The 13,781-nt window shown below is 72.2% G+C and carries 13 protein-coding genes; 10 read left to right on the top strand and 3 right to left on the bottom strand.

The features are described 5' to 3' along the window. Positions 1 to 18 precede the first annotated feature (18 nt). Positions 19 to 945 carry an ABC transporter ATP-binding protein gene (locus ABZ497_RS11505; protein WP_359804422.1) on the bottom strand — a complete coding sequence of 309 codons (927 nt, stop codon included), beginning with the start codon at positions 943 to 945 and terminating at the stop codon, positions 19 to 21. A 301-nt stretch (positions 946 to 1,246) separates the two neighbouring features. Between ABZ497_RS11505 and ABZ497_RS11500 the strand changes: the two genes are divergently transcribed. From ABZ497_RS11500 to ABZ497_RS11465, 8 genes are read left to right on the top strand one after another with little or no spacing between them, the layout of a single operon-like run. Further along, complete coding sequence (locus tag ABZ497_RS11500) at positions 1,247 to 2,089, top strand: HTH domain-containing protein (protein ID WP_329490026.1); 843 nt, start codon at positions 1,247 to 1,249, stop codon at positions 2,087 to 2,089. A gap of 9 nt (positions 2,090 to 2,098) precedes the next feature. Then, complete coding sequence (gene sufB / locus ABZ497_RS11495; protein WP_329490027.1) at positions 2,099 to 3,514, top strand: Fe-S cluster assembly protein SufB; 1,416 nt, start codon at positions 2,099 to 2,101, stop codon at positions 3,512 to 3,514. A gap of 57 nt (positions 3,515 to 3,571) precedes the next feature. After that, complete coding sequence (gene sufD / locus ABZ497_RS11490) at positions 3,572 to 4,819, top strand: Fe-S cluster assembly protein SufD (protein ID WP_329490028.1); 1,248 nt, start codon at positions 3,572 to 3,574, stop codon at positions 4,817 to 4,819. A 5-nt stretch (positions 4,820 to 4,824) separates the two neighbouring features. Next, positions 4,825 to 5,142, top strand: a complete 318-nt coding sequence (locus tag ABZ497_RS11485) for a bifunctional 3-phenylpropionate/cinnamic acid dioxygenase ferredoxin subunit (protein ID WP_352288157.1) — start codon at positions 4,825 to 4,827, stop codon at positions 5,140 to 5,142. A 6-nt stretch (positions 5,143 to 5,148) separates the two neighbouring features. After that, complete coding sequence (gene sufC / locus ABZ497_RS11480; protein ID WP_359804421.1) at positions 5,149 to 5,913, top strand: Fe-S cluster assembly ATPase SufC; 765 nt, start codon at positions 5,149 to 5,151, stop codon at positions 5,911 to 5,913. 35 nt (positions 5,914 to 5,948) lie between these two features. Next, complete coding sequence (locus ABZ497_RS11475) at positions 5,949 to 7,196, top strand: cysteine desulfurase (protein ID WP_329492289.1); 1,248 nt, start codon at positions 5,949 to 5,951, stop codon at positions 7,194 to 7,196. A 16-nt stretch (positions 7,197 to 7,212) separates the two neighbouring features. Then, complete coding sequence (gene sufU / locus ABZ497_RS11470) at positions 7,213 to 7,674, top strand: Fe-S cluster assembly sulfur transfer protein SufU (RefSeq protein WP_329490031.1); 462 nt, start codon at positions 7,213 to 7,215, stop codon at positions 7,672 to 7,674. Positions 7,675 to 7,696: 22 nt separating this feature from the next. After that, positions 7,697 to 8,077 (top strand): metal-sulfur cluster assembly factor, encoded by a 381-nt coding sequence (locus ABZ497_RS11465; RefSeq protein ID WP_359804420.1) that lies wholly within the window; start codon positions 7,697 to 7,699, stop codon positions 8,075 to 8,077. A 313-nt stretch (positions 8,078 to 8,390) separates the two neighbouring features. Here the strand turns inward: ABZ497_RS11465 and ABZ497_RS11460 are convergent, their stop codons facing one another. After that, positions 8,391 to 9,722 (bottom strand): MFS transporter, encoded by a 1,332-nt coding sequence (locus ABZ497_RS11460; RefSeq protein ID WP_359804419.1) that lies wholly within the window; start codon positions 9,720 to 9,722, stop codon positions 8,391 to 8,393. Between the two features lie 366 nt (positions 9,723 to 10,088). Between ABZ497_RS11460 and ABZ497_RS11455 the strand changes: the two genes are divergently transcribed. Beyond that, complete coding sequence (locus ABZ497_RS11455) at positions 10,089 to 11,753, top strand: hypothetical protein (RefSeq protein WP_359804418.1); 1,665 nt, start codon at positions 10,089 to 10,091, stop codon at positions 11,751 to 11,753. Between the two features lie 52 nt (positions 11,754 to 11,805). On the opposite strand, the gene ABZ497_RS11450 is transcribed toward ABZ497_RS11455, so the two are convergent. After that, entirely contained in the window at positions 11,806 to 12,249 is a 444-nt protein-coding gene (locus ABZ497_RS11450; protein WP_329490036.1) for a VOC family protein, read from the bottom strand. Positions 12,250 to 12,472: 223 nt separating this feature from the next. Here ABZ497_RS11450 and ABZ497_RS11445 point away from each other — a divergent pair, with 223 nt between their 5' ends. Further along, positions 12,473 to 13,618 carry a hypothetical protein gene (locus ABZ497_RS11445; RefSeq protein WP_359804417.1) on the top strand — a complete coding sequence of 382 codons (1,146 nt, stop codon included), beginning with the start codon at positions 12,473 to 12,475 and terminating at the stop codon, positions 13,616 to 13,618. The last annotated feature ends 163 nt before the right edge of the window (positions 13,619 to 13,781 follow it).

The following is a 13,781-nucleotide window of genomic DNA, read 5'->3' as shown; positions in this document are numbered from 1 at the left end:
GCGAGTAGTCGGTGGTCGTCACGAGCGGAGGTCCCGTCCGGTCAGGTCGAGGAAGACGTCTTCGAGGCTGCGGCGCTGTACGGCGAGCCGCTCGGGGAGGATGCCGGAGGCCGCGCACCAACCGGTGACGGTGGCCAGCAGCTGCGGATCGACGGGCGCCTCGATGCGGTAGCTGCCGGGGCAGGCCTCGGTGGCGGTGGCGCCGTCGGGCAGCTCCTTGAGCAGCGGGGCGAGGTCGAGCCCGGGCGGGCCGTCGAAGCGCAGCGAGGACTCGGCGCCGCCGCGGCAGAGCTCGTCCGGGGTGCCCTCGGCGATCACCCGGCCGCGGTCGACGACGGCGACCCGGTCGGCGAGCTGCTCGGCCTCGTCCATGTGGTGGGTGGTGACGACCACGGTGACGCCGTCCCGGCGCAGGTCGCGGACCAGCTCCCAGGTGGCGCGGCGGGCCTGCGGGTCGAGGCCGGCGGTCGGCTCGTCCAGGAAGACCAGCTCGGGCCGGCCGACCACGGCCATCGCCAGGGCGAGCCGCTGCTGCTGGCCGCCGGAGAGCCGGCGGTAGGTGGTCCGGCCGCAGGAGCCGAGGCCGAGGCGTTCGACCAGGGCGTCCACGTCCAGCGGGTGGGCGTGCAGTTTGGCGGTGTGCCGGAGCATTTCGACGGCGCGCGCTCCCGCGTACACGCCGCCGGACTGCAGCATCACGCCGATCCGCGGGCGGAGCTCGGCGCCCTGGGCGACCGGGTCGAGGCCGAGGACGCGGACGGTGCCGGCGTCGGGGCGGCGGTAGCCCTCGCAGATCTCGATGGTGGTGGTCTTGCCGGCGCCGTTGGGACCGAGCACGGCGGTGACGGCGCCGCGCGCGAGGGTCAGGTCGAGACCGTCCACCGCCGTCTTGGTGCCGTAGCGCTTGACCAGCCCGGTGACCCGGACCGCGGGTTCGGAATGCATACCGGCGAGTGTATGAGGCGCGAACACGGCGGCCCGGGGCGGGAGGCCGCGCCGGGGCCGGACGCGGCACCGGACGGGCGGCCGAAGGGGTGGTGGGTGGAGCGGTCGACGGCCTGGTCGGCGGGCCGTCCGGAGGGCCGCCGGGGGGCGAGGAGGGCCGGAACGACCGCCGGAACCGGCGCCAGGTGATCGTTTTCGCAGGTCAGGTAAGGCTTACCTGCGTGACAGATGACACGAGTGAGGCCTGCATCACGGCTTGTCCCGGCGGAAGTAATTACGCAACAATCGTGTTGTGAAAAACATGCGCGAGCACTCCCCGCAGCAGGAGGCCGAGTCGGCCCCCGGCTGCGCCGTGCCCGCGAACGCGACCGAGGTGCTGCTCGACGGTCACCGCGCGACCCGGGACCGGGTGGCCCGGTCGATCCTCGACCACGGTCCGTCCTCCGCCGCCGACCTGGCGAACCGGCTCGGTCTGACGACCGCCGCCGTCCGCCGTCACCTGGACGGCCTAGCCGCCGCAGGACTGGTCGACGCCCGTGAACAGCGGGTCTACGGCAGCCGCGGCCGGGGTCGCCCGGCCAAGGTCTTCGCCCTCACCGAGTCCGGTCGGGACGCCTTCTACCAGGCGTACGACCAGCTCGCGGCCGACGCGCTGCGCTGGATCTCCGACGCGGTGGGCGGCGGCGCGGCGGGCGAGGAGGCGGTCGCCGCCTTTGCCCGCGCCCGGTTCGGCAAGCAGGGTGAGAAGTACCTGGACGCCCTGCGCCAGGCCGAGGCCGGTGAGCGGACCGAGGCACTCGCCCGGGCGCTCAGCGCCGACGGGTACGCTGCCACGGTGCGGCGGGTTCCGTCGGCCGCGGCGAAAGCCCCGGCGGGCGCCCAGCTCTGCCAGCACCACTGCCCGGTCGCGCACATCGCCGAGCAGTTCCCGCAGCTCTGCGAGGCGGAGACCGAGGTCTTCTCCCAACTGCTGGGCACCCATGTGCAACGGCTGGCCACCATCGCCCACGGCGACGGGGTCTGCACCACCTATGTGCCGGCACCCGGTGCCGCATCGTCGCCCTCCCTGCGCAGCGCGGGTCCGGGTTCCGGTGCAGTGCCGACTGCCGGTACGTCCACCGAAGATTCAGCGTCCGCGCGTTAGGAAGCTCGCATGACTGACACCGTTTCGCACCCGGAGCTCGAAGGCCTGGGCACCTACGAGTACGGCTGGGCCGACCCGGATGCCGCCGGCTCCGTCGCCAAGCGCGGGCTCAGCGAGGACGTCGTCCGCGACATCTCGGCGAAGAAGAGCGAGTCCGAGTGGATGCTGAACCTGCGGCTCAAGGGCCTCAAGCTGTTCGGCAAGAAGCCCATGCCCACCTGGGGCTCGGACCTCACCGGCATCGACTTCGACAACATCAAGTACTTCGTGCGCTCGACCGAGAAGCAGGCCGAGTCCTGGGAGGACCTGCCCGCCGACATCAAGGCGACGTACGACCGGCTCGGCATCCCGGAGGCGGAGAAGCAGCGGCTGGTGGCCGGTGTGGCCGCGCAGTACGAGTCCGAGGTGGTCTACCACCAGATCCGTGAGGACCTGGAGGAGCAGGGTGTCATCTTCCTGGACACCGACACCGCGCTGAAGCAGCACCCGGAGATCTTCGAGGAGTACTTCGGCACCGTCATCCCGGCCGGCGACAACAAGTTCGCCGCGCTGAACACGGCGGTGTGGTCGGGCGGCTCCTTCATCTACGTGCCGAAGGGTGTCCACGTCGACATCCCGCTGCAGGCCTACTTCCGGATCAACACCGAGAACATGGGCCAGTTCGAGCGGACGCTGATCATCGTCGACGAGGACGCCTACGTCCACTACGTCGAGGGCTGCACCGCGCCGATCTACTCCTCGGACTCGCTGCACTCCGCGGTCGTGGAGATCATCGTCAAGAAGGGCGGCCGCTGCCGCTACACGACGATCCAGAACTGGTCGAACAACGTCTACAACCTGGTCACCAAGCGCGCCGTGGCGTACGAGGGCGCGACCATGGAGTGGATCGACGGCAACATCGGGTCCAAGGTCACCATGAAGTACCCGGCCGTCTACCTGATGGGCGAGCACGCCAAGGGCGAGACCCTGTCGATCGCCTTCGCCGGTGAGGGCCAGCACCAGGACGCCGGCGCCAAGATGGTCCACATGGCGCCGAACACCTCCTCCAACATCGTCTCCAAGTCGGTGGCGCGAGGCGGCGGCCGCACCTCCTACCGCGGTCTGATCGAGATCGGCGAGGGCTCCAAGGGCGCGAAGTCCAACGTGCTCTGCGACGCCCTGCTGGTCGACACCATCTCCCGCTCGGACACCTACCCGTACGTGGACGTCCGCGAGGACGACGTGTCGATGGGCCACGAGGCGACCGTCTCCAAGGTCAGCGAGGACCAGCTCTTCTACCTGATGAGCCGGGGCATGACCGAGTTCGAGGCGATGGCCATGATCGTCCGCGGCTTCGTCGAGCCGATCGCGCGCGAGCTGCCGATGGAGTACGCGCTGGAGCTGAACCGGCTGATCGAGCTGCAGATGGAGGGCTCCGTCGGCTGACGCACAGCCGCACGCAGTCCAGCCACCAACTTTGAGGAAGAGAGCACTACGACAGCCATGGCTGACACGCCTTTGAATGTCGCTGGGACCACCGCCGGTTCCACCACCGCCGGTTCGATCGAGGTCGGCACCGCCGGGGCGGGCGCGCAGCTCGCCGGCCCCGGCACCGGCCGCGCGACCGTCCAGCAGCCGATCGACGCCCGCGTCGCCGTCAAGCCCTCCTTCGAGGTCGGCGACTTCCCGGTGCCGACCGGCCGCGAGGAGGACTGGCGGTTCACCCCGCTGCACCGCCTGAAGGGCCTGCACGACGGCAGCGCCGCCGAGGCGGAGAAGGGCGCGGACAAGGTCGAGCTGAGCCTGCCGGACGGCGTCACCGCCGAGACCGTCGGCCGCGACGACGCCCGCCTGGGCAAGGCCGGCAAGCCGGTCGACCGGGTCGCCGCCCAGGCGTTCAGCGCCTTCGAGCAGGCACTCGTGGTCACCGTGCCCAAGGAGACGGTGCTCACCGAGCCGGTGAAGATCGACGTGCACGGCGAGGGCGGCACCCGCTTCGCCCACGTGGTGATCGACGTCAAGCCGTTCGCCGAGGCCGTCGTGGTGATCAACCACACCGGGACGGGCACCCGCGCGGCCAACGTCGAGCTGCTGCTCGGCGACGGCGCCAAGCTGACCTTCGTCTCCGTCCAGGACTGGGACCGCGACGCGGTGCACACCGCCCAGCAGACCGCCCTGGTCGGCCGGGACGCCTCGCTGAAGTCCGTCGTGGTCACCTTCGGCGGCGACGTGGTCCGCATCCACCCGCGGGTCTCCTACTCCGCTCCCGGCGGCGAGGCCGAGCTGTTCGGCCTGTACTTCGCCGACGCCGGCCAGCACCTGGAGCACCGTCTGGTCATCGACCACGACACCCCGCACTGCCGCTCCAACGTCGTCTACAAGGGCGCGCTGCAGGGCCAGGACGCGCACGCCGTCTGGGTCGGCGACGTGCTGATCCGCGCCGCCGCCGAGGGCACCGACACCTACGAGCTCAACCGCAACCTGGTGCTCACCGACGGTGCCCGGGTCGACTCGATCCCCAACCTGGAGATCGAGACCGGCGAGATCGTCGGGGCCGGCCACGCCTCCGCGACCGGCCGCTTCGACGACGAGCAGCTGTTCTACCTGCGGGCCCGCGGCATCCCGGCCGACGAGGCCCGCCGCCTGGTGGTGCGCGGCTTCTTCGCCGAACTGGTCCAGCAGATCGGCGTCGCCGAGATCCAGGAGCAGCTCATGGAGAAGATCGAGGCCGAGCTGGAAGCGGCGGTCTGAGGCCGATGAGTTTTCTCCGTGCCTGCGCGCTGAGCGAGCTCCAGGAGGACGTGCCCCGGCGCGTCGACCTCAACGGCGTGCCCGTCTCCGTCGTCCGCACCGACGAGGGGGTGTTCGCGATCAACGACACCTGCTCGCACGCGAACGTCTCGCTGTCCGAGGGCGAGGTCGAGGACTGCATGATCGAGTGCTGGCTGCACGGCTCCAGCTTCGACCTGCGCACCGGCAAGCCCTCCGGACTGCCCGCCACCAAGCCGGTCGCTGTCTACCCCGTAAAGATCGAAGGGGACGATGTGCTCGTCTCCGTCAACCAGGAGTCCTGAGTACATATGGCAACCCTTGAAATCCGCGACCTGCACGTCTCCGTCGAGGCGGAGACCGGCCCCCGGGAGATCCTGAAGGGCGTCGACCTGACCGTGAAGCAGGGCGAGACCCACGCGATCATGGGTCCGAACGGCTCCGGCAAGTCGACCCTGGCGTACTCGCTGGCGGGACACCCCAAGTACACCGTCACCAGCGGCTCGGTGCTGCTGGACGGCGAGGACGTCCTGGAGATGTCCGTCGACGAGCGGGCCCGGGCCGGTGTCTTCCTGGCCATGCAGTACCCGGTCGAGGTCCCCGGCGTCTCGGTCTCCAACTTCCTGCGCACCGCCGCCACCGCCGTCCGCGGCGAGGCCCCGAAGCTGCGGCTCTGGGTCAAGGAGGTCAAGGCGGCGATGGCGGCCCTCCAGATGGACCCGGCCTTCGCCGAGCGCAACGTCAACGAGGGCTTCTCCGGCGGTGAGAAGAAGCGCCACGAGATCCTCCAGCTGGAGCTCCTCAAGCCGAAGATCGCGATCCTCGACGAGACCGACTCCGGTCTGGACGTCGACGCGCTGCGGGTCGTCTCCGAGGGCATCAACCGGGTCCGCTCGACCGGCGAGGTCGGCACCCTGCTGGTGACCCACTACACCCGCATCCTGCGTTACATCAAGCCCGACCACGTCCACGTCTTCTCGGCCGGCCGCATCGTCGAGTCCGGCGGCGCCGAGCTCGCCGACAAGCTGGAGGAAGAGGGCTACGAGTCCTACGTGAAGGGTGGCGCTTCCGAGTGATCCATACCCCCGAGACGAGTGGCCCCGCCACGGGCCTGCCGGGTCTGCTCGACACCGACGCGATCCGCAAGGACTTCCCCGTCCTGCAGCGCCTGCTGCACGACGACAAGCCCCTGGTCTACCTGGACAACGCCGCCACCTCGCAGAAGCCGCGCCAGGTGCTGGAGGCGCTGAACGCCTACTACGAGCGGCACAACGCCAACGTGCACCGCGGCGTCCACGTGCTCGCCGAGGAGGCCACGGCGCTGTACGAGGGCGCCCGTGACAAGGTCGCGGCCTTCGTCAACGCGCCGAGCCGCAACGAGGTGGTCTTCACCAAGAACGCCTCGGAGTCGCTCAACCTGGTCGCCAACATGCTGACCTGGGCGGACGAGCCGTACCGGGTGGACGCCGACTCCGAGATCGTCATCACGGAGATGGAGCACCACTCCAACATCGTCCCGTGGCAGCTGCTCTCGCAGCGCACCGGCGCGAAGCTGAAGTGGTTCGGGCTGACCGACGAGGGCCGGCTCGACCTGTCCAACATCGACGAGCTGATCACCGAGAAGACCAAGGTCGTCTCCTTCACCCTGGTCTCCAACCTGCTCGGCACGGTGAACCCGGTCGAGGCCATCGTGCGCAAGGCCCAGGACGTCGGTGCGCTGGTCGTCATCGACGCCTCGCAGGCCGCGCCGCACATGGTGCTGGACGTGCAGGCGCTGGAGGCCGACTTCGTCGCCTTCACCGGCCACAAGATGCTCGCCCCGACCGGCATCGGCGTGCTCTGGGGCCGCCAGGAGCTGCTGGAGGACCTCCCGCCGTTCCTCGGCGGCGGCGAGATGATCGAGACCGTCACCATGGGCTCGTCCACCTACGCCCCGGCGCCGCACAAGTTCGAGGCCGGCACCCCGCCGATCGCCCAGGCGGTCGGGCTCGGCGCGGCCATCGACTACCTGTCGAACATCGGCATGGACCGGATCGCCGCGCACGAGCACGCCATCACCGCGTACGCGGTGGAACGGCTGCTGGAGGTCCCGGACCTGCGGATCATCGGTCCGCGCACGGCCGTGGACCGGGGCGCCGCGATCTCCTTCACGCTGGGCGACATCCACCCGCACGACGTGGGCCAGGTGCTGGACGAGCAGGGCATCGCCGTGCGCGTCGGCCACCACTGCGCGCGGCCGGTCTGCCTGCGGTACGGAATTCCCGCGACCACGCGGGCGTCGTTCTACCTGTACTCGACGCCGGGCGAGGTCGACGCCCTGATCGACGGCCTGCACCACGTCCGGAACTTCTTCGGCTGACGGGACGGCCCACGACATGAAGCTCGACTCGATGTACCAGGACATCATCCTGGACCACTACCGCAACCCGCACGGCAAGGGGCTGCGGGACGGCGACGCCGAGGTGCACCACGTCAACCCGACCTGCGGGGACGAGATCACCCTGCGGGTGCGGCTCGACGGGGCCACGGTCGTGGACGTCTCGTACGAGTCGCAGGGCTGTTCCATCAGCCAGGCCAGTGCCTCGGTGCTGAACGACCTGGTGGTCGGCAAGACCGTCGGCGAGGCGCAGGCCGTCCAGGAGGCCTTCCTGGAGCTGATGCAGAGCAAGGGCCAGGGCGAGGGGGACGAGGAGGTGCTGGAGGACGCGGTGGCGTTCGCCGGCGTCTCCAAGTACCCGGCCCGGGTCAAGTGCGCGCTGCTCAGCTGGATGGCCTGGAAGGACGCCACCGCCAAGGCCCTGGCCGAGCAGCCCGCCGTGCACGACCTGAACGACTGAAGCAGAAGAGGAGGACAGACACATGAGTGACACCGAGACGCCCGCCCCTTCCGCTGAGGAGGGTCCGACCGTCATCGTCGGCACCACCGCCGGCACCGTCTCCGTCGAGGACCTGACCGAGGCCCTGATGGACGTCGTCGACCCCGAGCTGGGCATCGACGTCGTCAACCTGGGCCTGATCTACGGCATCCACATCGACGAGTCCGACGTGGCCACCATCGACATGACGCTCACCTCGGCGGCCTGCCCGCTGACCGACGTCATCGAGGACCAGGCGAGGACCGCCACCGACGGCCTCGTCCAGGACCTGCGCATCAACTGGGTCTGGATGCCGCCGTGGGGCCCGGACAAGATCACCGACGACGGCCGCGAGCAGCTCCGCGCCCTCGGCTTCAACGTCTGACGGACGTCCTGCGTCAACCCACTGCCGCGCGAGTCTCCCCTTCGGGGGAATCATTCGCGCGGCAGTGGTATATCCGCGAGCGGGCGGCCACGCTGGTGCCGCGACCGCGAAGGGCTGTTCGGTGAGCCGGGCCGGGCCGGGGCGAGGGGAGCTACCGGGTGCTCGGCGAGTGGAAGTTCGGTGAGCCGCTTCGGCTCCCGGAGCCGGTCGGGTTCGAGGTCTCCACGGAGACCTGGAAGCCCTGGGCGGAGTAGGGCTCGAGAACGCCGCTGCCCGGTACGGGATCCGTACCGGGCAGCGGCCTTCCCGTCGGTCAGGCGGTGCGGGGCCGGCGGGCGACGGCGACGGCCAGGGCGACGCAGAGGACGGCGGCGAGGCCGACGAAGCCGCTGGTGGCCGGGAGCAGGCCGTAGCGCTGGACGAGGGCGCCGACGCCGACGATCGGCAGCGAGCTGCCGAGGTAGACGATGACCCAGAGGGAGCTGAGCTCGGAGCCCCGGCGTTCCGGGTTCATCGCGGCCACCGCGCCGGTGAACAGCGAGCGGAAGGCGACCCCCTGGCAGGAGCCGCCGAGGACGCTGCCGATGAACAGCAGCGCCGGTGTGCCGGTGTACTGGGCGGTGACGACCAGGCCGAGGCCGGTCGCCAGACCGGTCATGCCGAGGGCGATGACCAGCCGGTCGGCGGTCGGCGGGACGAGCAGCTGGGCCACGGCGGAGGAGCCGAGCAGCAGCGCGGCCACCACGGCGCCGGTCAGCCGGGAGTCGGTGTGCAGCAGCTTGGCGGAGAAGGCCGGGGCCAGGCTGAGGTAGACGCCGAAGACCGCGTAGGAGATGAATCCGGCGGCCGAGGCCAGCAGGAACGCCCGGCGGCCGGTGGACGGCAGGGCGAGGCGCTGCGGGCGCAGGTGCGCCGGGGTGGTGATGCGCGGCGGGGAGGCCGGCGGGCGGCTGCGGCCGGGCATCCGGGGGTGGACCAGGGCGAGCGGCACACAGAGCGCGAGCAGGGCGACGGCGTGCAGCAGGAAGGGCGTCATCAGCGGGTCGGAGCCGTCGGCCAGCAGGGCGCCGACCACCGGGCCGATCGCCACGCCGCCCGCCGAACAGGCCAGGGTGAGCTTGGCCGCCAGCGTGGGGTGGTCGGGCAGCAGGTCGCCGAGGGCGGCTCCGGCGGCGCCGGTGGACAGGCCCACCGCGACGCCCTGGACGGCGCGGCCGAGGGCGAGCTGCCAGAAGCTGCCCGAGGTGGCGAAGACGACGTCCCCGGCGGCGGCCAGGGCCACGGCGGGCAGGATCAGCGCGCGCCGGCCGAGGTGGTCGGACCAGTGGCCGACCGCGGCGAGCACCGGGACCAGCGCGAACACGTACACCGTGAAGAGGATCGTGGTGTCGAGCGCGGTCAGCGAGAGCCGCTGCTGGAGCAGCGGGTAGATCGGCGTGGCCAGGTTGGCACCGATCAGCATGAGGAGGAGGGCGCCGGCGACGAGGCCGACACGGACGCCGCGGAGCGCGTTCCATCGGCTGATCGCGGCGAGCTGGAGCTGGGCGCGCGGGGCGAGCTCCAGGGGAAGCAGGGCCTCCGACAGTCGGCGTCCGTCGAACTGCGCGGTGCGCAGGCCGGAGCCGGCAGGGGAGAGGTCCGCCATGGCAGGGGTCTCCTGTGGCCGGGCACCACCAAGGTCGGCGGGGTGTGCCGGCGCGCCCGTCCGGTGGCGCTGTGGTGGTGGCCTCGGTGCGGGGACTTCCTGGTGGAGCGGGTGAGCATGGGACCCTCCGTCCCGGAGCCGGGCGAGGAGGGTGGAGGGGCTTCGTTGCCCGGTGGCCCGCGCGGGGTGTGCACGGTGCCGATTCGAAGGATAAGGGGTGGGCGCACGGTTGCGGCGCGCGCCCCTGGAGGCCGGGCATCGGGGGTGCCCGGCCTATACGCTGAGGTGGTGGACCGGCACAGGGAGCTGATCCACTGCGGCCGGAACGGATCGGCCGGCCGCTGGCTGTAGGGAGAACGCGCGACAATGGCCGGACGACGTCGTAAGAACGCTGGGGCTTCGTCGGCGGGTGCGCCGGACGAGGGGGCGGTCGGCGCTGTGCTGCCCGCCGACCTGGAGCTGCAGGACCTCTATGGGGCGTTCGCCGCGCACGGGCTGGACGACGAAGACCTGGACGACGCCGCCGTGCTGGTGCCGCCGGTGCGGCTGCCGGCCGAGTCCGAGCTGGCCGACCAGGCGAAGGCCGTGCCGATGTTCGGGTACGCGCTGAAGCTGGCCCGCTGGACGGCCCCGCACCGGGAGGTGGACGAGTTCGGCGACCTCACCGGTCCGGACCGGGCGCCCGCCGCCCGGCTGCTCGGCCTCGCGCCCGAGCAGGGGGAGGCGCCGGAGGAGGCCGTGGTCGAGACGATGCGGGCCTGGTCGCTGGCCTGCGACCTGGACCTCATCGAGATCGGCACCACCGCCGCCGGTGAGCACGTGGCCATTCCCGGGCCGGACCTGGAGCCGGCCGAGCGGGGGGACGCGGAGACCGTCCTGGAGCTCTGGCTGACCGCCGCCGGGATCGTCCGGGAGCTGGCCGTGGAGGCCGACTCGCTGCCGGAGGAGGAGGCCGCCGAGGAGGCGGCCGAGCGCGCCGGGGCCGCGGCGGAGCCGGAGTCGGAGGATGACGACGACGAGGAGCGGCTGGCGCGGGTCGAGGAGGCCCGGGAGGAGGCCGCCGAGCTGCTCGACGAGGCGCTCCAGGTGCTCTACGAGACGACCGCCTTCGCCGACCCGGGCACCGAGACCGTGCCGCTGGGCGTGCTGGCCGCGCTGCTGGTCGTCCCGGAGGGCGAGGAGCCGAGCGAGGAGCTGCTCGGCGACATCACCGATGTGATGGTCGCGCTGGACCCGATGCTGAACGACCTCGCCGAACTCGGCGTGCTGGACTACCGCCCGATCGACCCGGAACTGTTCGACGAGGAGGAGGGGCAGGAGCCCCTCGGCGGCGGGGTCGGCGACGAGCCGCTGGACGAGGAGGAGTCGGCCCGCTTCGGCCTGGTCCGGCTCACCCCGCTCGGCCAGTACGGCATCCGGCAGTGGCTGCTGGAGGACGGCTACGACGCGCCGCTGGTCGGCGAGCTGGCCCAGGGGGATGCCGCCGAGCTGCTGCGCGGGATCTGCGAGGCCGCCAACGTGCTGCCCGAGGAGGAGCTGCAGGTCTGGGTGACCGGCCGGGAGCCGGTGGACGCGGCCCGCGAGCTGCTCGCGGCGTCGCGCGGCAACGACGCGTACGCCCCGATGCGCCGGATGCTCAGCCGGCTGGCGCTGGGCATGATCGGCCGGCCCGCCGAGCCCGCCGTCCGGGAGGTGCTGGACGACCCGGAGCTGGGCGGGGCCGCGCGGGCCTGGCTGGTGGATCTCGGCGCCACCGATGTGCCCGCGCCGGAGCGGGGGATGGCGCTGTGGACGGTGATCGACACCTTCGCCGCCCAGCTGCTCGACACCGGCGGCGACGCCGAACTGCTTCGCGAGCTGATCGCCGACCTGCCGGTGACCGGCAACCCGGCGAGCTACTTCGGCGAGCTCTGGCGGGTCGACCACCCCTACACGGCGGACGTGCTGGAGGCGGTCGGCGAGCTGCACCTCGACCGGACGGTGGCCAAGGAGGCCCGCAAGGCGGCCTTCAAGGCGCGTTCGAAGAGCTGAGGGCCCAGGGAGCGCGCGGGGCCGGACCGGCCGGGGCGGGGCGCCCGGCCGGTCACGGCAGGTCCAGTGAGCCCTCCGCGGTGAACGGGAAGAACGGGTTGTGGGCCAGCTCCCACAGGTGGCCGTCCGGGTCCTCGAAGTAGCCCGAGTAACCGCCCCAGCTGGTCGCGGTCGGGGGCTTGACCACCGTGGCGCCCGCCTCGACGGCCGTCCGCAGGGCGGCGTCCACGCGCTCGGTCGACTCCAGGTTCACCGCGAGGGTGACGCCCCGGAACGACGGCTCGCCGAGGGCGGGGACCCCGGCGTCGGCGGCCAGCTCGTCGGTCGGGAAGAGGCCGAGCACCGAGTCGGCGGTGCGGAACCAGACGATCTCCGGGCTGGAGACCGACGAACGGCGCCACCCGAGGTCCTCGTAGAACCGGGCGCTGCGGTCGAGATCGGTCACCCCGAGGGTGACGATGCTGATGCGGGCGGGAAAGTCCTGGGTTGCTGTCATGCCCGACAGCGTAGGAAGCGGCACTGACAAACGCGCGTCCTGACACGACGGCGCGGGTGGCGATCCGTCCGGCGGGGCAAAGGAGCTGATGACCCGGCAGGTCGGGCCACGTATCGTGTCCCGCAGGCGGTGTGCGGGCGGCGAGGACACGGGGGTGCGGCGCGGGATGACGCGGGAGAGCGGTGGCAGGCAGGACGGTCTCCGGGGGGACGGCGCGCGGTGGATGGACCCGTGCGGACGGGAGGACCGCTTCACCGACCAGGAGGAGTTCTCCCGCCGCACCCTGGCCGCGGCCGGCTTCCCGGTGTACGGCGTCGTGCGCGGCGCCGACCCGGGCGGTGACGCGCTGACCGCGTTCGAGACCTGTGACGGCCGGCTGTCCTGGGTCGAGGTCTGCTCCGGCGACTGGACCTCCGCCGACGGCCCGTACGTCACCGTGCGCACCTACCGTCCCGGGGCCGACCGGCCGGGCGCGCTGCCCGAGCTGGAGGACGTGGTCGAGGACGAGCGCGACCGGGTCTACGAGCAGCTCGGCGTCGACGAGGGCGACTGCCCCGGCCGGGTCCGGGCGCTGCGCGAGTGGATCACCGTGGACGGCGAGCCGTGCGCGGTGGAGGTCCACGAGGACCTCCGCGACCCCTGGGACCGGCCGGACGCCCCGCTGCCCGGCCTCGGCGCCACCCCCGGTGCCGGCCCGGTCTGGGCGGGCCGGTTCCGGGTGGACGGGCTGACCGTCACGGTCTGCGGGCGCGGCGTGGGGCCGGGCAGCCTCGAACTGGCCCCGATCGAGGACGTCGAGCGGCATCTGCGCGGCCGGACGGCGCTGCTGCGCGGCCTCGCCGCCCGCCGGGCCCGGTACGTCCCGGTCGAGGAGCGCGAACTCCCGCCGACGGTCGGGCTGGAGGCGCACCGGGCGGTGATCGAGCACGGCATCGCCGAGTCCGCGGCGATCGAGGCGCAGGTCCGGGCCGGGCGCACGCCGCGGCTGCCGCGCGGGCTGCGCGGCGAGACCGGCGCGCTGCGCTGGGAGGCCGCGGTCCGCCAGCAGATGCGGCTCGGCTCGGAGAGCCGGGAGGAGGCGGTCGCGGCGGTCACCGCGATGGTCAACCACCTCAACCGGCTGTCCCGGCAGACCCAGTGGGTGGTCGGCACGGTGGAGGGGGCGGCCGCGGTCGAGGAGGTCATCCGCTACACGGTCTTCGCCAGCGAGGTGGCGAGCCTGCCCGCGCAGCGTGCCTGGGAGCAGCTCTGGCGGGACCGGGCGGACGGTGCCGGCGCGGCCGGCGACGGCTGGGAGGAGGAGCGGATCGGCGAGCAGCTCTGGCTCGCGGCCTGGGAGCAGTGGCGGGCGGCCCGCGCGGGGCGGTGAGGGCCGCCGACGGACCACCGCGCCGGGTGCCGCGCCGTTCCGCGGCTGTTCGGTGGCGCTGTTCTCCGGCTCCGTTCCGCGGCTGTTCGGTGGCGCTGTTCCGTGGCACTGCTCCGCGGTTCTGTTCTGCGGCGCGGCCGTGACCTGCGGTGCACGGGGCAAA

The organism is Kitasatospora sp. NPDC005751 (genome assembly GCF_040630835.1).
Taxonomy (GTDB): Bacteria; Actinomycetota; Actinomycetes; order Streptomycetales; family Streptomycetaceae; genus Kitasatospora.
The sequence above is the reverse complement of the archived record's forward strand: the minus strand, read 5'-3'. Positions and strand labels throughout refer to the sequence as shown.

What these genes read in the sequence shown, in the direction of transcription:
- ABZ497_RS11455 (WP_359804418.1), top strand. Translation starts at nt 10,089, where the DNA reads ATGGCCGGACGACGTCGTAAGAACGCTGGGGCTTCGTCGGCGGGTGCG.
- sufD (WP_329490028.1), top strand. Translation starts at nt 3,572, where the DNA reads ATGGCTGACACGCCTTTGAATGTCGCTGGGACCACCGCCGGTTCCACC.
- ABZ497_RS11445 (WP_359804417.1), top strand. Translation starts at nt 12,473, where the DNA reads ATGGACCCGTGCGGACGGGAGGACCGCTTCACCGACCAGGAGGAGTTC.
- ABZ497_RS11465 (WP_359804420.1), top strand. Translation starts at nt 7,697, where the DNA reads ATGAGTGACACCGAGACGCCCGCCCCTTCCGCTGAGGAGGGTCCGACC.
- ABZ497_RS11460 (WP_359804419.1), bottom strand. Translation starts at nt 9,722, where the DNA reads ATGGCGGACCTCTCCCCTGCCGGCTCCGGCCTGCGCACCGCGCAGTTC.
- sufC (WP_359804421.1), top strand. Translation starts at nt 5,149, where the DNA reads ATGGCAACCCTTGAAATCCGCGACCTGCACGTCTCCGTCGAGGCGGAG.
- ABZ497_RS11450 (WP_329490036.1), bottom strand. Translation starts at nt 12,249, where the DNA reads ATGACAGCAACCCAGGACTTTCCCGCCCGCATCAGCATCGTCACCCTC.
- ABZ497_RS11505 (WP_359804422.1), bottom strand. Translation starts at nt 945, where the DNA reads ATGCATTCCGAACCCGCGGTCCGGGTCACCGGGCTGGTCAAGCGCTAC.
- ABZ497_RS11500 (WP_329490026.1), top strand. Translation starts at nt 1,247, where the DNA reads ATGCGCGAGCACTCCCCGCAGCAGGAGGCCGAGTCGGCCCCCGGCTGC.
- sufB (WP_329490027.1), top strand. Translation starts at nt 2,099, where the DNA reads ATGACTGACACCGTTTCGCACCCGGAGCTCGAAGGCCTGGGCACCTAC.
- sufU (WP_329490031.1), top strand. Translation starts at nt 7,213, where the DNA reads ATGAAGCTCGACTCGATGTACCAGGACATCATCCTGGACCACTACCGC.
- ABZ497_RS11485 (WP_352288157.1), top strand. Translation starts at nt 4,825, where the DNA reads ATGAGTTTTCTCCGTGCCTGCGCGCTGAGCGAGCTCCAGGAGGACGTG.